Genomic DNA, 16,229 nt, shown 5'->3' with positions numbered 1-16,229 from the left:
TCAGTGAACCAGTCCGGCATCCACCAACAATTTCTCCAATGCCAACAAATCCGGCACCTTCGCCACCTGCTCCCCGACCTGCACCGCTGCCTGCTCCAGCGCACACAGCGGCACGTCGACATAACTCAACTGGCTGTCGAGCTTGTACGAGCGCGGAATCCCCTGCACCAGCAGCGCGATGAACTTCAACTCAGGCCGCCCGCCGAGGGCGTTGAGGATGACGATCCGTGCCCGCTCGCCGATGACGATCTTGTTGCCGCAGGCCGACTCGAAACTCAGCAGCGGAATCTGCCGCTCGCGCCAGGTCACCCGGCCCAGATACCACGGCGGCGTGTCGAGATCGAAGGCACTGGACTGGTAGTCGATCAGCTCGGCAACGGCGACGTTGGGCAGGATCAGGTTGCGATCCGCCAGCGGCAGCAGCAGCCCGGTGAGTTGGCTGGTGCGTTGGTTGTCCCGGCGTTCATGCATGTTTTTTGCTCCACAGCGCGATGCTTTCGAGCAGCACCGATTCCTGGTACGGCTTGCCGAGGTAGTCGTTGACGCCGATGGCCATCGCGCGGTCGCGGTGTTTCTGGCCGGTGCGCGAGGTGATCATGATGATCGGCAGGTGTTTCAGGCGCTCGTCGTGGCGCACCTGGGTCGCCACTTCGAAGCCGTCCATGCGCGGCATTTCGATGTCGAGCAGCATCAGGTCCGGCATGTGTTCTTCCAGCAGCAGCATCGCATCGACCCCGTCCTTGGCGGTCAGCACGTTCATGCCGTGGCGTTCCAGCAAACGACTGGTGACCTTGCGCACCGTGACCGAATCGTCGACCACCATCACCAGCAACGGCTTTTGTGGTTCGCTCTCGATTTCGTGACTGGCCGGCCGCTGCGGCAACCGCGCCTGCATCGCGCGGATCGGCGCCAGCAGGTCGAGAATCAGCACCACCCGGCCATCGCCGAGAATCGTCGCCCCGGACACGCCCTGCACCGACGCGAACTGCGGGCCGAGGCTCTTGACCACGATCTCGCGGGTGCCGGCCATCGTGTCGACCTGCACCGCAATGTGCCGGTCGTTGCACTGCACCAGCAAGACCGGCACCGGCAGGCTCTGGCCGGATAGTTTTGGCCGTGGAGCGGTTTTCAGCAGCTCGCCCAAATAGCACAGTTCATAACGCTGACCGCCGTATTGATAACTCGGCGGGTCGAGACGGAAATGCCCGTCCAGTTCATTCGGCAGCACACGGACGATACCGTCGATGGTGTTCAGCGGAATCGCGTACTGATCCTCACCACACTGCACCATCAGCGCACGGTTGACCGACACGGTGAACGGCAGGCGAATGCGGAAGTGCACGCCCTGCCCCGGCACCGAGTCGATGCTCATGGTGCCGCCCAGTTGCCGGACTTCTTCGTGCACCACGTCCATGCCCACGCCACGCCCGGAAATCTGGGTGATTTTCTCGGCCGTGGAAAAACCTGGCTGAAGAATGAACTGCAGCACATCGCGATCACTGATCTGCGCGTCAGGTGCCAGCAATCCTCGCTTGATCGCCTTGCGCCGCACAGCGTCCAGCGGCACGCCGGCGCCATCGTCGCGGATGTCGAACACGATGTCGCCGCCCTCGCGGGACAGGTCGAGGCTGATCTGCCCCTGCGCCGGTTTGCCCGCCGCCAGTCGGACTTCGGCGGACTCCAGACCATGGTCGACGGCATTGCGCAGCATGTGCTCCAGCGGTGCGGCCATGCGTTCGAGTACGTTGCGGTCCATCTCGCCTTCGGCGTTGCCAACGGTAAACGCGACGTCCTTGCCCAGCTCTTCGGCGACCTGTCGGACGATGCGTTTCAAACGCGGCAACATGCGCTCGAAAGGCACCATGCGCGTGCGCATCAGGCCTTCCTGCAACTCGGTGTTGATCCGCCCCTGCTGCTGCAACAGGTTCTCGGCGTCGTGGGCGCGCCGGTCGAGGGTTTCCTTCAGATCCAGCAAGTCGGAAGCGGACTCGAACAGCGCCCGGGACAACTGCTGCAACTGCGAATGGCGGTCCATTTCCAGCGGGTCGAAATCTTCGTAGCCGAGGCGTTCGGCATCCACTTGCTGACGACTGAGGATCCGCCCCTGGGTTTCGGTGTCGAGCCGGCGCAACTGGTCGCGCATGCGTTCGATGGTGGTTTCCATCTCGTGCAGGGCGGTCTGCGCATCGCTGACTTGCTGTTCGATGCGCCCACGGAAAATCGAGGTTTCGCCGGCGAGGTTGACCAGTTCATCCAGCAGCTCGGCGGAGACCTTGACCATGTCCGCCCCGGCTTCGGGCGCCGGAGCAGCAGGCTCAACCTTCACCGCCACCGGCGGCACCGGCGCCGGAGTTTGCACCACCGGATGGCTGAAATTCTGGATCGCGCTGATCAGCCGATCCGCCGGTGGGCATGGCTGGCCGGCGCGCACCGCATCGAGCATCTGGGCCAACCGGTCATGACCACGCTGCAATAGGGCAAACAGTTCGGCACTGCCCTGCAGGGTACCGGCGGACAGGCTTTCGTAAAGGTATTCCAGCTCATGGGCGAGGTCGCCGATCGGGCCGATTTCCACCATCCGCGCGCCGCCCTTGAGGGTGTGCAGATCGCGCAACAGGGTTTCCACTTCCTGGCGATTGCCGGGCTCGGCCTGCCAGCGCAGCAACGCGGCACCGGAGTTTTCGATGATGTCGAAACCTTCTTCGAGGAAGATTTCCAGCAGCTCCGGATCGTGTCCGGGGCCGTCCTGCGTGACGCTGGTTGGCGGTGTTTCAGGATTGGCGGTCGAGCCCTGACGGAAACGGCGGATCGCCTCGATCAGGTCCTGCGCCGGATCCAGCGGCTGGTGCAGGTGCAACTGTTCGAGGAACTGCGCCAGACGCTCGTGGCTTTGGCGCAACAACCGATCCAGGGCTTCGCTGTGGCTGTAACGACGATCCACCAGACCTTCGTAAAGGCCTTCCAGCTCATGGGCCAGATCGCCGACAGCCGCCACCTCGGCCATCCGTGCGCCGCCCTTGAGCGTGTGCAGATCCCGTTGCAGCGACGACAGCGGTGCGCCGTTCTCCGGGTCTTTCAGCCAGCGCTGCAAGGCTTGCCCGGCGCTGTCGAGAATGTCGACCGCCTCTTCGAGGAAGATCTCGACGATCTCGTCGTCCGGCCCGCTGTCGGTGCTGTGTTGTTGCAGCTCGGCGGTGGCGCTGCCCAGTTCGCGAATGCTCGGGGTACGGCTGCCATCACTGCGGATCAGGCCCATGGCCGACGGGTCGAGGCTCTCGTCGAGCAGTTCGTGCAAGGCGCGGATGCGCTGCGGTTGCGGAGTGATTTCCTGGCCGGCGGCCAGTTCGTCGAGCATGTTGATCAGCGCTTCATGGGCCTGCTGCGCCTCATGGAAAAACCGCTCGCTGACCGCCAGGCTGCTTTCTTCGACGGCGCCGTACAGATCGAGCAACGCTTCGCACAGCACGTCCACCGGCAGCAGATCCGCCAGGTGCGCGCCCTCGCCCAGGGTCGTCAGTTCATCCAGCAGCGCGCTGAGTTCCTGACGTTCGCCGGGGTGCTGCTGCCAGCGCTGCAAAAGGTTTTCGGCGTCGAGCAGGATGTCCATGCCCTGGGCCAGGAAGTTGTTGATCAGTTGCGGATCACGCTTGACCCGCAACGCGCTGCTCGGGGCGCTGAGGATTGATTCCAGGCGCTCGCCGAGCAGGGTTTCGGTGCGTTTGATCAGCGATTGCGCGCCGACAATCGGCGCCAGCGGATCGTGTTTGAGCTGACGCAGACCGACGCGGAACAGGCCCTCGGCTTCGAGCAGCAGTTCCACTTCGTCCAGGTCCAACGCCAGTTGATGGGCCTTGAATTCCCGGGCGAGCTTGTCGAGCGGCGCCGCCAATTCAGCAATCGGTGAAACCCCCGCCATCGAGGCGCTGCCCTTGAGCGTGTGCAGTGCACGTTGCAATTCGTCACTGGCCTGCAACGGCACATGCTCGGCGGCCTGATCGAGAAAACGGTTGAGGCTGGCGAGATGGGTTTCGGCTTCGTTGCGAAAAATCTCCAGCAGCAGCGGATCGAGGGCCGCGACGTCTTCCACGTCTTCAGCCGGCAGCGGTGTGTCGCCCTTGGCCAGCGCATGAGCACGGGCCGCCAGTTGATCGACATCGTGGCGCTGACGCTGGCCGTTGGTGGCGAATTCGCCGATCAGATCGGGCAACAGCAGCAGCGTGTCGGCAAGCAACTGGTGCACCGCCGGGCCGGGTTCGACACTGTGTTCGAGCACGCGGTTGAGCAGGTTTTCCACCGCCCAGGCCAGTTCGCCGATAACCAGCGCACGCACCATCCGGCCGCTGCCCTTGAGGGTGTGGAACGCTCGGCGCAGCTCACTGAGGGCGGCGCGGTCATCGGGCTCGGCAGACCAGCGCGGCAGGTATTTGCTCAATACTTCGAGCACTTCCCCGGTCTCTTCGAGGAACACTTCGCGCAGCTCGTCGTCCACCGGTTCTTCATCAGCCGGTGGCGGCAGCAGGCTGCCCGGCGTGGTCAGCGCCGGCGGGTTGACCGCCGACACCGGGCTGGCCAGCACTTCGGCCAACGACTGCACGATCTGCGGATCATCCAGCTCCTGCAAATCCTGCATTACCAGGGCTTCGCTGGGGCTGAGCACATCGTCGAGCACCGGCACATGCGGCTCGCCGGGCTGTTCGTCGGGAAAGAAACCGAGACTGGCGAGGCTTTTCTGCGCGATATCCAGCAAGTGCTCGCTGGGTGCCTGCGGGTCATCGGTCATGCGCTCAAGGTAGTACTCGAGGCTGCTGATGGCGTCGGCGAGGCTGTCGAGTTGCTGCCAGCCCGGCTCATGAGGGTCGAGCAACAGATGCTCGCGGATGAACCCGTTGCAGGCTTCGAGCAGGCTTGCCGCACGCGCCAGCGGAATCATCGCCAGGGCACCGCGCACCTGGGTCAGCAGCGCCGGCAGGCTTTGCAGTTGCTGGCGATCCCAGTCGGCGTCGATGTAGTCGACGATCATGTCCTTGGCCTGTTGCAGGCAGATGCGCGCTTCCTTGATCACGATCTGATGGATCTGCGTCAGGTCGGTGGTCGGCAGGCGCGAGTCTTCCGGGCTCTCCGGCTCCACCGTACCCACCATCCCGGCCAGCGTCGCCTCGACGTAGAGCAAGGCGCCGGCGACGTCCATCAGCGTGGCATCGTTCGGTTCGCGCTGGCCCTGCGCAAGGCTGAGCACCACTGCCAGTTGATCGATGATGACCTTGCGCGGCTGACCGAAACCAAGCACCGCCAGCGTATCGGCGATCTGCCGCAGCGGTGCCAGCAGGCTGTCCAGGTCCGAAGCGTGCTGGCGGTCGCTGCGCACGAACAGATCGAGGCGTTCCTTGACCCGTACCAGCTCTTCGCACAGCGCCGCGAGCACCGAGCGCATGGCGTCGCGGTCGGGACCGGCCAGGCGCGCGCGTTCTTCGTCGACCATCGCGCTGTCGGGCAGCGCGTCGTCCAGGGAGTAGCGATCTTTCATGGTCAGCATCTGCCCGGTGGGATGTTCGGCTTTGGCGATATAAAACAGCAGGCTTTTCAGCAGTTCAGGCGGTGGCGGCTGGTTGAGGCCGGGCATGCCCTGTTCGAGCAGGCGCTTGAGTTCCTTGTCGGCGTCCTTGAACAGACTGCGCAGGGCCGGGCTGTTGGCGATTCGCCCTTCGCGCATGCCCTCGACCAGAGCCGAGGCGACCTGCCACAACGGGCTCAGCGGCGAGTGACCGCTGAGTGCTTCAAGTCGGGTAAAAACCTTGGCCAGATAACCGAGATGCGTCTGGTCGTCCTGCTCGCGGAGCAATCCGACCAGCGCCATTTGCAGCATCTGGCGCAACTTGCGCAGCACATTCGCCAGCTCTGGCGGTTCCAGCAGCGCCAGTGTTTCTTCGCTCAAAGGCGCCAGTTCGGGCAACTGCGGGCTGAACAGGCTGGTTTCCGACAACAGGCTTTCGCCTCGGGCGCTGCGCAAGTCGTTGATCAGCGGCAGCACCACCAGCGGCAGGTCACGGCGGGCGCCCTGCACGCGGTCGAGGTAAGTCGGCAACTGGCCCAGCGCCTGCAACAGCAAGTGCAGCGCTTCGTCGCGGTGGCTGACACGGTCGTTCTGCAACGCTTCGACCAGGTGTTCCATTTCTTCGGCGAGCAATGCCGCGCCATAGAACTCGACCATCTGCAGGCTGCCATGCACCTGATGGATGCAGGCCAGACACTCGTCCAGCCCCGGCACCGACTGCGGATCGTCGAGCACGGCTTCAATGGCCTGATGCGCCTGTCTCAGCGTCTCGGCTATTTCACCCTTGACCCATTCGAGGGCCACGTAGTCGTGCCGGTCACCCATAACCACTCCGCTCGACATGGCCTCGCCCGCAGGCCTCACGCCTTGTCCGCGACGGGCGCAGGCGCCGCCGGCAAGGTGAACCCGGACACCGAGCGACGCAACTGGCTGGCCATTTTCGCCAGGTTGCCGATGCTCTCGGCGGTGGCCGTGGAACCGGACGAGGTCTGCGAGGTGATCTGCTGAATCACGTTCATCGTCAGTGAAATCTGCCCGGCCGAAGACGTTTGCTGCTGCGCCGCGTTGGAAATGCTCTGGATCAGCGCCGCGAGGGTCTTGGACACGCCTTCGATTTCTTCCAGGGCCACACCGGCATCCTGCGCCAGCCGCGCGCCGCGCACCACTTCGGTGGTGGTCTGCTCCATGGAAATCACGGCTTCGTTGGTGTCGGTCTGGATCGCCCGCACCAGCGTTTCAATCTGCCGGGTCGCGGCAGACGAACGTTCGGCCAGCCGTTGCACTTCGTCGGCAACCACGGCAAAGCCACGGCCGGCGTCACCGGCCATCGAGGCCTGAATCGCCGCGTTGAGGGCGAGGATGTTGGTCTGGTCGGCAATGTCGTCGATCAGGCTGACGATGTCGCCGATCTCCTGAGACGACTCGCCCAGACGCTTGATGCGTTTGGCGGTGTCCTGGATCTGTTCGCGGATGTTGTCCATGCCGTGGATGGTGTTGTGCACCACCTCGTTGCCCTTGTTGGCGATCTCCACCGATCGCTCGGCCACCGCCGACGATTCGGCGGCGTTGGCCGACACCTGATCGATGGATTGGGCCATGTCGCTGATCGCGGTCGAGGCTTCGGAAATCTGCTGGGCCTGATGCTCCGAGGCCTGGGCCAGGTGCATCGCGGTGGCCTGGGTCTCCTGCACCGCCGCGGCGACCTGGCCGGCGGTGAGGTTGATGGTGGCCACCAGATCGCGCAACTGATCGACGGAATAGTTGATCGAGTCGGCGATGGTCCCGGTGAAGTCTTCGGTCACCGAGGCGGTCACGGTCAGGTCGCCGTCGGCGAGGTCTTCGATCTCGTCGAGCAGGCGCATGATCGCGTTCTGGTTGCGTTCGTTCTTCTCGGCGGTCTCGCGCAACTGGCGGTTGGTTTCCCGGACCATGACCATGCCGATCAGGATGATCGAAGCCAGCGCCAGCAGGCCCAGCACATAACCGCCGATGGTGTCGGTGCTGCGTCCGCCGGCGAGGTTTTCGAAACCGGTGGCCAGGTGCGAGGCTTCGTCGAGCAGGGTCTGCGACAGGCTGAAGATATTGGTGGCCGACTCACGGACCTTGAACAGCTCAGGCGAGGTCTCGAGGATTTCATCCACCGAACCGGAGACGAACTGGAACAGCTCGGAAATATCGCTCAAGCGAGCTCGGGCGTCGCGGTCTTCGACCTGGCTGATCTTCAGCGTCGAGTTGCCTTGCAGCATGCCGTTAAGCACCTGACCGAAGCGTGCGGCATCGCGACCGAAGGCGTCGGCGGCCTGCTGGGAGTTTTCATCGCCGGAGAGCACGGTGTTCACCGCGCCGAGAATCCGCTCGGCCAGCAGCGACTGACGCTGGGCCATCGCCACCTGTCCCGCCGGGGCACCGCGTTGCAGGAGGATTTCGACGACTTTTTCGTATTCGATCTGCAACTGCGGCACGGTTTCGGCCAGGGTCGCGGCCACTTGATGCAGGGACAGCACGGTCTGTTCGCTGGAGAGAATTGCGTCGGTGTTTTTCAGCAGGCGTTCCCAATCCAGCTGAACGGCGCGCATTTCCGGGCGCACGGTGGACGGCGCGGGTGGCAGGCCGGTGGCCGGGTCGCCTTTCTTCAAATAGCCCCAGCGCTGGGCGAAGTCGTTGCGCGCATCGCTCAACAACTTGAACGCGGCGGCCTTGCCGGCGGCGGCTTCGGTGGCGTTCTTGGCGATCCGCTGCGACAGCACCCGCAGCTCGCCGGCGTGGCCGATGTACTGCTTGTCGTAGTTGGCCTGGGTGTTGAGGTAAGCGAAGTTGGCGAACAGCAGCATGATGAACACGATCAGTGCGATGAACAGCACGATGATCTGCGAGCGGCTGCGCGAGCCTTCTGCGGGCTTGCCTGTTTTTGCTTTGATCATCGGTCCTCGCCTGTTAAACCGCGACGTGCATGAAACTCGGTGACTGCGCCAGCGCAAACAGGCTGAACACCCGCCAGTTCTGCTCGCGCCGGAAATAGCCCTTGATGAACTCGCCCTTGGAGCCTTGCCGTTTACTGATCGAGACCGACTCGAAACTGTCCTGCTCGAAGTGCTGCAGGCCGAAGACTTCATCGACCAGCAACCCGGCAAACACGTCCTGATGCTCTACCACCAATACCCGCCGCTGTTTGCGCATCGGTGACAGCTCATGGCCGAAGAATCCGCACAGGTCCATGACCGGCAGCAGCCGACCGCGCAGATTGGCCACGCCCTTGACCCACGGCTTGACCCCCGGCAGCTGGGTGACGCGCAGTTCGGGCAGCACTTCGCTGACTTCGCCCATCGGCGTGACGTACCAGTGCTCGCCCAGACGAAAGCCGATGCCGCTCCAGCGATCCTGGCGCGCAGCTTGCGACGGCAGGTCGGCCGCCAGCAGGCGACAGCGCTGGTCGATCTGCCACAACAGTTCGAACGCGGTCAGCGACTCGCTCATGACGGCGCGATCAACCGGCCAGCACGTTGTTCAGGGTCTTGATCAGCGTGTCTTCGTCGACCGGTTTGGTCAGGTAGTCCCTGGCGCCCTGGCGGGTGCCCCAGACCTTGTCGGTCTCCTGATCCTTGGTGGTGATGATGATCACCGGGATGTGGCTGGTTTCCGCATCCTTGGTCAGCTGACGGGTGGCCTGAAAGCCGTTGAGGCCGGGCATGACGATGTCCATCAGCACCGCGTCGGGTTTTTCCTGGCGGGCCAGGGCCACGCCGTCGGCGCCGTTTTCGGCTTTCAGCACTTCGTGCCCGTGCTTTTCCAGCATGCCGGTGAGTTTGTACATTTCGGTCGGCGAATCATCGACGATCAGGATACGTGCCATGGTCTTCCCCATTTTTCTTGTCGACACCGGGCCCGCTGGCCGAGCGTCTCTGTGCGTGTCTTACTGCGGCAAAGCGGCAGCGAAGCCCGGAACATGGGCCGAAATCGCGTCGAGCAGTTCTTCCTTGCTGAAAGGCTTGGTCAAAAATTGATCGGAACCGACAATCCGCCCCTTGGCCTTGTCGAACAACCCGTCCCGGGACGACAGCATGATCACCGGCGTGCCCTTGAACGCGTTGTTGTTCTTGATTAAAGCGCAGGTCTGATAACCATCCAGACGCGGCATCATGATGTCGACAAAGATGATCCCGGGATGGTGGTCGGCGATCTTCGCCAAGGCGTCAAAACCGTCGATCGCGGTGATGACTTCGCACCCTGCATTTTTCAACAGGGTCTCGGCGGTGCGACGAATCGTTTTCGAGTCGTCGATCACCATGACCTTCAAGGCGCTGGACTGCTGTTCCATAAGGGGGCTCTACCGTCGCCTTTGCGAATCAATTTGTCCGTTTTGCGATGACTGATGGCTGGAAACCCTTGATGCTCAAGGGCCAGCATGGCTGGCAGCCTTTTTAGCACAGTCTCCAGACGCAATCTATCGACGGGTTTTTCCTTGACCGAAAACCCGCCCGGCGCCACTCTGGCGGCACTTTTTTCATACCGATCCGGTAGCCAATTTTCGAGGAAAACCCAATGAGCGTTCGCGTCGGGATTGTCATGGACCCTATCGCCAGCATTTCCTACAAAAAGGATAGCTCGCTGGCCATGCTGCTGGCGGCGCAGAAGCGCGGCTGGGAACTGTTCTATATGGAACAGAAAGACCTTTATCAGGGTGAAGGCCAGGCACGGGCGCGGATGAAGCCGCTGAAAGTCTTCGCCAACCCGGAAAAATGGTTCGAACTGGGCACCGAGCAGGATTCACTGCTCAGCGACCTGAACGTGATCCTGATGCGCAAGGATCCGCCGTTCGACATGGAGTTCGTCTACTCCACCTACTTGCTCGAACAGGCCGAAACCGCCGGCGTGCTGGTGGTCAACAAGCCGCAGAGCCTGCGCGACTGCAACGAAAAGCTGTTCGCCACGCTCTTTCCGCAGTGCACGCCGCCAACCATTGTCAGCCGCCGTCCGGACGTGTTGCGCGAATTCGCCGACCACCACGGTGACGTGATCCTCAAGCCGCTGGATGGCATGGGCGGCTCGTCGATTTTCCGTCACACCGCCGGCCATCCAAATCTGTCGGTGATTCTGGAAACCCTGACCCTGCACGGCAAGCAACAGATCATGATCCAGGGTTATCTGCCGGCCATCGTCGATGGCGACAAGCGCATCCTGATGATCGACGGCGAGCCGGTGGATTACTGCCTGGCGCGGATTCCGGCCCATGGCGAAACCCGTGGCAACCTCGCGGCCGGCGGCCGAGGCGAAGCCCGTCCGCTGACCGACAAGGATCGCTGGATCGCCGCCCAGGTCGGCCCGACCTTGCGTGAGAAGGGCCTGCTGTTCGTCGGCCTGGACGTGATCGGCGAGCATCTGACCGAAATCAACGTCACCAGCCCGACCTGCATCCGCGAAATCGACAATGCTTTCGGCACCGACATCGGCGGGATGCTGATGGATGCCATCGAGAAAAAGCTGCAAGGTTGATGTGTGTCACATGCAGCCTGTCGCTTGATGCTTGAAGCCCAAGGCGTGAAACCAACATTGCGTTATCATGCGCGGCCTGTGAAAAACGCGATGTTGGTTTTCTTGTCATGACACTTCCGTCCGATCTGCCTGCTGAACTCGCCCACCGCGGCGTGCGCCCGGTCGATCGCCTCGGATTTACCCTGTTTCTCGCGGCGCTGATCCATTTGGCACTGCTGCTCGGCGTGGGCTTCACCATGGTCGAGCCCAAGCAGATCAGCAAAACCCTGGAAATCACCCTCGCCACCTTCAAAAGCGAAAAGAAGCCGGCGAAGGCCGATTTCCTCGCCCAGGAAAACCAGGAAGGCAGCGGCACGCTCGACAAGAAAGCGGTCCCCAAGACCACCGAAGTCGCGCCGTTCCATGCAAACGAGGTCAAGAAAGTCACCCCGCCGCCGGCCGCCAAGCCGCAAGTGCAGGAAGCCGCGCCCAAGGCGGCCGTGACCACCGTCGCGCCGAAACCGAAAAAGGCGCCGACCAAGAAAGAAGAAGCCAGGACCGAGATCAAACCAACGGTCGATGCGCCGACTTTCGACAGTTCGCAACTCTCCAGCGATATAGCCAGCCTCGAAGCGGAACTGGCCAAAGAACAACAGCTGTACGCCAAGCGCCCGCGCATCCACCGCCTGAGTGCCGCATCGACCATGCGCGACAAGGGTGGCTGGTACAAGGACGAATGGCGCAAGAAGGTCGAGCGCATCGGCAACCTCAATTACCCCGAGGAAGCCCGGCGCAAGCAGATCTACGGCAATCTGCGCCTGATGGTGTCGATCAACCGCGACGGCTCGCTGTATGAAGTGCTGGTGCTGGAGTCCTCCGGCCAGCCGCTGCTGGATCAGGCGGCGCAGCGCATCGTGCGACTGGCAGCTCCGTTTGCACCGTTTACCGGCGACCTGTCGGACATCGACCGGCTGGAAATCATCCGCACCTGGAAATTCGCCCGCGGTGACAAACTCTCGAGCAACTGACACACCGAAGAACCCCTGTGGGAGTGAGCTTGCTCGCGAATGCGGTGTGTCATACAACATTGATGTGACTGATCCACCGCTTTCGCGAGCAAGCTCGCTCCCACATTGGAACAGTGTTGCAAGCATCTCCAGCTTGTCAGTTCGCCCCCCGAACGCCACACTAGCGCACATGAAAAACGTCAGCCCCAGCTACCTCAAGCATCACTTCCTGATCGCCATGCCACACATGGCCGACCCGAACTTTGCCCACACCTTGACCTACATCGTCGAGCACACGGCCAATGGGGCCATGGGGCTGGTGGTCAACCGACCGCAAGAGCTGAATCTGGCCGACATCCTCGAACAACTGCGCCCGGACATCGATCCGCCAGCGCTGTGCCAGCATGTACCGATCTTCATCGGCGGCCCGGTACAGACCGATCGCGGTTTCGTGCTGCATCCGGCGGGCCAGACCTTCCAGGCCACCGTCGAGCTGGACGGCGACCTGGCCCTGTCGACCTCGCAGGACGTGCTGTTCGCCATTGCCGACGGCGTGGGCCCGGCCAAAAGCGTCATCACCCTCGGCTATGCCGGCTGGGAAGCTGGACAACTGGAGGCCGAACTGGCCGACAACGCCTGGCTGACCTGCCCGTACGACGCCGACATCCTGTTCAACACCAGCAGTGAACTGCGCCTGGAGGCGGCGGCCAGGCACCTGGGGATCAACCTCAGCCTGCTGACCAGCCAGGCAGGACACGCCTGATGGCCCTGCGCCTGATCCTCGGCTTCGACTACGGCACCAAACAGATCGGCGTCGCGGTCGGCCAGGTGATTACCGGCCAGGCCCGCGAACTGTGCACCTTGAAGGCGCAAAACGGTGTGCCGGACTGGAATCAGGTCGAAGCCCTGATAAAGGAATGGAAGCCCGACGCCGTGGTGGTCGGCCTGCCGCTGAACATGGACGGAACGCCCAGTGAAATGTGCGCCCGCGCCGAGAAATTCGCCCGACGCCTCAACGGCCGCTTCAACCTGCCTTTCTATACCCACGACGAACGCCTGACGACCTTCGAAGCCAAGGGCGAACGACTGGTGCGCGGCGGGCAGAAAGGCAGCTACCGCGACAACCCGGTGGACGCCATCGCCGCCGCCCTGCTGCTGCAAGGCTGGCTCGACGAAAACACCGCACTATTTGAATCCTGACAAGCGCTACGGCGCTTTTCTTTTGGTTACAACCCGAGCCAAGGTTCGCGAGAACCGGCTCGACCCCAAGAAGGAGCAACCATGAGCCTGCCCAATCCCGCCGATCTGATCAGCCAGATGGCGACCCGCCTCAAGGCGCACCTTGCCCAGCGTAATATCAGCGAACCACGTTACATCGGCATCCGCACCGGCGGCGTCTGGGTCGCCCAGGCCCTGCTCGCAGAGCTGGGCAGCGACGCGCCATTGGGCACGCTGGATGTTTCCTTCTACCGCGACGACTTCAGCCAGAACGGCCTGCACCCGCAAGTGCGCCCGTCCGCCCTGCCCTTCGAAATCGAAGGCCAGCATCTGGTGCTGATCGACGACGTACTGATGAGCGGCCGGACCATCCGCGCCGCCATGAACGAACTGTTCGACTACGGCCGCCCGGCCAGCGTGACGCTGGTCTGCCTGCTGGACCTGGACGCCGGCGAACTGCCGATCCGCCCGAACGTGGTCGGCGCGACCCTGTCGCTGGCCGCCCACGAGCGGGTCAAGCTGTCCGGCCCGGAGCTGGCCCTCGAACTGCAAGACCTTGCCCTTTAATCCGCCCTATTGAGAGTCCCCTTCGCGATGACGCCTCTAGATACCAAGCGCCCGCTGCAGCTCAATGATCAGGGCCAGCTGCGCCACTTCCTCTCGCTCGACGGCCTGCGCCGCGAGTTGCTGACGGAAATCCTCGACACTGCCGACTCGTTCCTGGAAGTCGGTGCCCGGGCTGTGAAGAAGGTCCCGTTGCTGCGCGGCAAGACCGTGTGCAACGTGTTCTTCGAAAACTCCACACGCACCCGCACCACCTTCGAACTGGCGGCCCAGCGACTGTCGGCGGACGTGATCACCCTGAACGTGTCGACCTCGTCGGCCAGCAAGGGCGAAACCCTGCTCGATACCCTGCGCAACCTGGAAGCCATGGCCGCCGACATGTTCGTCGTGCGCCACGGTGACTCCGGCGCTGCGCACTTCATCGCCGAACATGTCTGCCCGCAGGTGGCGATCATCAACGGCGGCGACGGCCGGCACGCGCACCCGACCCAGGGCATGCTCGACATGCTGACCATCCGCCGCCACAAGGGCGGCTTCGAGAACCTTTCGGTGGCCATCGTCGGCGACATCCTGCACTCGCGGGTGGCGCGCTCGAACATGCTCGCCCTGAAGACCCTCGGCTGCCCGGACATCCGCGTGATCGCGCCGAAGACCCTGCTGCCGATCGGCATCGAGCAATACGGCGTGAAGGTCTACACGGACATGACCGAAGGCCTGAAAGACGTCGACGTGGTAATCATGCTGCGCCTGCAGCGTGAGCGCATGACCGGCGGCCTGCTGCCGAGCGAAGGCGAGTTCTATCGCCTGTTCGGCCTGACCACCGCGCGCCTGGCCGGCGCCAAGCCCGATTGCATCGTCATGCACCCGGGGCCGATCAACCGTGGCGTGGAGATCGAGTCGGCGGTGGCCGACGGCCCGCACTCGGTGATCCTCAATCAAGTCACCTACGGCATCGCGATCCGTATGGCCGTGCTGTCGATGGCCATGAGCGGACAAACAGCGCAGCGTCAATTCGAGCAGGAGAACGCCCAGTGAAGCTCAGCATTCTCGGCGCCCGCGTCATCGATCCAAGCAGCGGCCTGGATCAAATCACCGATATTCACGTTGAAGCCTGCAAGATCGTCGCCCTGGGCGCTGCACCGGCCGGTTTCAGCGCCGTCGAAACCATCGACGCCCAAGGCCTCGTCGCCGCTCCCGGCCTCGTAGACCTGAACGTTGCCCTGCGCGAGCCGGGCTACAGCCGCAAAGGCACCATCGCCAGCGAAACCCGCGCGGCTGCGGCCGGCGGCGTGACCAGCCTGTGCTGCCCGCCGAAGACCAGACCGGTACTCGACACCTCCGCCGTGGCCGAGCTGATCCTCGACCGCGCCCGCGAGGCCGGCAACACCAAAGTGTTCCCGATCGGCGCGCTGAGCAAAGGTCTGGATGGCGAACAGCTTGCAGAACTCGTTGCACTGCGCGACGCCGGTTGCGTGGCGTTCGGCAACGGCCTGGAGAGCTTCCGCAACACCCGTACCCTGTGCCGGGCGCTGGAGTACGCGGCGACCTTTGACCTGACGGTGATTTTCAACTCCCAGGATCACGACCTGGCCGACGGCGGCCTGGCCCACGAAGGCGCTACCGCCAGTTTCCTCGGCCTGCCGGGCATTCCGGAAACCGCTGAAACCGTGGCCCTGGCCCGCGACCTGCTGCTGGTCGAACAGACCGGCGTGCGTGCGCACTTCAGCCAGTTGACCAGTGCTCGTGGCGTAGCCCTGATCGCTCAGGCCCAGGCTCGTGGTTTGAAAGTCACGGCGGATGTCGCCCTGTATCAGTTGATCCTGACGGACGAAGCGCTGATCGATTTCAGCAGCCTGTATCACGTACAACCACCGCTGCGCACCCGCGCGGATCGCGACGGCCTGCGTGAAGCGGTGAAGTCCGGGGTGGTCTCGGCGATCTCCAGCCATCACCAGCCCCATGAGCGCGATGCCAAACTGGCACCGTTCGGCGCGACCGAGCCGGGCATCAGCAGCGTCGAGCTGCTGCTGCCGCTGGCGATGACGCTGGTGGAAGATGGTCTTCTGGATCTGCCAACCCTGCTGGCACGCCTGAGCGCCGGCCCGGCCGAGGCCCTGCGCCTGCCGGCGGGCAAGCTGGCGGTGGGTGGCGCGGCGGATATCGTGCTGTTCGATCCGAAGGCTTCGACCGTGGCTGGCGAAACCTGGCTGTCGAAGGGCGAGAACTGCCCGTTCCTCGGCCATAGCCTGCCGGGTGTGGTGCGTTACACCTTGGTGGATGGCCGGATCAGCCATCAGGCTTGATACCGAGTCGAGCCTAATCGCGAGCAAGCTCGCTCCCACAGGATTTGTGCAGTGACAAATCCCAGGTTACACACAGAACCTGTGGGAGCGGCGGTGCGACGATTCGACTTGCCAGCA

At 63.3% G+C, this 16,229-nt stretch carries 13 protein-coding genes; 7 read left to right on the top strand and 6 right to left on the bottom strand.

The features are described 5' to 3' along the window. Genes AC1MDC_RS09435 through pilG form a run of 6 tightly spaced genes read right to left on the bottom strand, consistent with a single transcriptional unit; the run spans position 1 to position 9,866 of the window. Positions 1 to 471, bottom strand: coding sequence for a chemotaxis protein CheW (locus AC1MDC_RS09435; RefSeq protein ID WP_085697842.1), 471 nt, complete (start codon positions 469 to 471; stop codon positions 1 to 3). Beyond that, entirely contained in the window at positions 464 to 6,376 is a 5,913-nt protein-coding gene (locus AC1MDC_RS09430) for an Hpt domain-containing protein (RefSeq protein WP_480392893.1), read from the bottom strand. The genes AC1MDC_RS09435 and AC1MDC_RS09430 overlap by 8 nt, the downstream gene beginning before the upstream one ends. Before the next feature lie 35 nt (positions 6,377 to 6,411). Beyond that, a complete protein-coding gene (locus tag AC1MDC_RS09425) occupies positions 6,412 to 8,472 on the bottom strand; it encodes a methyl-accepting chemotaxis protein (protein WP_085697844.1) in 2,061 nt (686 codons plus the stop codon). Positions 8,473 to 8,485: 13 nt separating this feature from the next. After that, positions 8,486 to 9,025 carry a chemotaxis protein CheW gene (locus AC1MDC_RS09420; protein ID WP_085689623.1) on the bottom strand — a complete coding sequence of 180 codons (540 nt, stop codon included), beginning with the start codon at positions 9,023 to 9,025 and terminating at the stop codon, positions 8,486 to 8,488. A 10-nt stretch (positions 9,026 to 9,035) separates the two neighbouring features. Next, positions 9,036 to 9,401, bottom strand: a complete 366-nt coding sequence (gene pilH, locus AC1MDC_RS09415) for a twitching motility response regulator PilH (protein ID WP_011336365.1) — start codon at positions 9,399 to 9,401, stop codon at positions 9,036 to 9,038. 60 nt (positions 9,402 to 9,461) lie between these two features. Beyond that, positions 9,462 to 9,866, bottom strand: a complete 405-nt coding sequence (gene pilG, locus AC1MDC_RS09410; protein ID WP_007953330.1) for a twitching motility response regulator PilG — start codon at positions 9,864 to 9,866, stop codon at positions 9,462 to 9,464. Between the two features lie 224 nt (positions 9,867 to 10,090). Between pilG and gshB the strand changes: the two genes are divergently transcribed. The 7 genes from gshB (at position 10,091) to AC1MDC_RS09375 (ending at position 16,112) form a co-directional block, all read left to right on the top strand. Beyond that, positions 10,091 to 11,041, top strand: coding sequence for a glutathione synthase (gene gshB / locus AC1MDC_RS09405; RefSeq protein WP_085697846.1), 951 nt, complete (start codon positions 10,091 to 10,093; stop codon positions 11,039 to 11,041). Between the two features lie 107 nt (positions 11,042 to 11,148). Then, positions 11,149 to 12,048, top strand: coding sequence for an energy transducer TonB (locus AC1MDC_RS09400; protein ID WP_480392892.1), 900 nt, complete (start codon positions 11,149 to 11,151; stop codon positions 12,046 to 12,048). Positions 12,049 to 12,217: 169 nt separating this feature from the next. Continuing rightward, on the top strand, positions 12,218 to 12,790 hold the full coding sequence (locus tag AC1MDC_RS09395; protein WP_085689619.1) for a YqgE/AlgH family protein: 573 nt from the start codon (positions 12,218 to 12,220) through the stop codon (positions 12,788 to 12,790). After that, entirely contained in the window at positions 12,790 to 13,227 is a 438-nt protein-coding gene (gene ruvX, locus AC1MDC_RS09390; RefSeq protein WP_007953334.1) for a Holliday junction resolvase RuvX, read from the top strand. The genes AC1MDC_RS09395 and ruvX overlap by 1 nt, the downstream gene beginning before the upstream one ends. Before the next feature lie 81 nt (positions 13,228 to 13,308). Next, positions 13,309 to 13,812, top strand: coding sequence for a bifunctional pyr operon transcriptional regulator/uracil phosphoribosyltransferase PyrR (pyrR, locus tag AC1MDC_RS09385; RefSeq protein ID WP_011336369.1), 504 nt, complete (start codon positions 13,309 to 13,311; stop codon positions 13,810 to 13,812). 27 nt (positions 13,813 to 13,839) lie between these two features. Then, the gene (locus AC1MDC_RS09380; RefSeq protein ID WP_007913665.1) at positions 13,840 to 14,844 is read left to right on the top strand and encodes an aspartate carbamoyltransferase catalytic subunit; all 1,005 of its coding nucleotides are present in this window, start codon (positions 13,840 to 13,842) and stop codon (positions 14,842 to 14,844) included. Then, positions 14,841 to 16,112 (top strand): dihydroorotase, encoded by a 1,272-nt coding sequence (locus tag AC1MDC_RS09375; protein ID WP_085689617.1) that lies wholly within the window; start codon positions 14,841 to 14,843, stop codon positions 16,110 to 16,112. Before AC1MDC_RS09380 ends, AC1MDC_RS09375 begins: the two co-directional genes overlap by 4 nt. Positions 16,113 to 16,229: the final 117 nt, after the last annotated feature.

The organism is Pseudomonas sp. 1 (assembly GCF_056626735.1).
Note: the sequence above shows the minus strand (reverse complement) of the source record. Positions and strands in the feature narration are given on the sequence as shown.

Coding starts and splice junctions, on each gene's coding strand:
- AC1MDC_RS09435 (WP_085697842.1), bottom strand. CDS start 471: ATGCATGAACGCCGGGACAACCAACGCACCAGCCAACTCACCGGGCTG.
- AC1MDC_RS09430 (WP_480392893.1), bottom strand. CDS start 6,376: ATGGGTGACCGGCACGACTACGTGGCCCTCGAATGGGTCAAGGGTGAA.
- AC1MDC_RS09425 (WP_085697844.1), bottom strand. CDS start 8,472: ATGATCAAAGCAAAAACAGGCAAGCCCGCAGAAGGCTCGCGCAGCCGC.
- AC1MDC_RS09420 (WP_085689623.1), bottom strand. CDS start 9,025: ATGAGCGAGTCGCTGACCGCGTTCGAACTGTTGTGGCAGATCGACCAG.
- pilH (WP_011336365.1), bottom strand. CDS start 9,401: ATGGCACGTATCCTGATCGTCGATGATTCGCCGACCGAAATGTACAAA.
- pilG (WP_007953330.1), bottom strand. CDS start 9,866: ATGGAACAGCAGTCCAGCGCCTTGAAGGTCATGGTGATCGACGACTCG.
- gshB (WP_085697846.1), top strand. CDS start 10,091: ATGAGCGTTCGCGTCGGGATTGTCATGGACCCTATCGCCAGCATTTCC.
- AC1MDC_RS09400 (WP_480392892.1), top strand. CDS start 11,149: ATGACACTTCCGTCCGATCTGCCTGCTGAACTCGCCCACCGCGGCGTG.
- AC1MDC_RS09395 (WP_085689619.1), top strand. CDS start 12,218: ATGAAAAACGTCAGCCCCAGCTACCTCAAGCATCACTTCCTGATCGCC.
- ruvX (WP_007953334.1), top strand. CDS start 12,790: ATGGCCCTGCGCCTGATCCTCGGCTTCGACTACGGCACCAAACAGATC.
- pyrR (WP_011336369.1), top strand. CDS start 13,309: ATGAGCCTGCCCAATCCCGCCGATCTGATCAGCCAGATGGCGACCCGC.
- AC1MDC_RS09380 (WP_007913665.1), top strand. CDS start 13,840: ATGACGCCTCTAGATACCAAGCGCCCGCTGCAGCTCAATGATCAGGGC.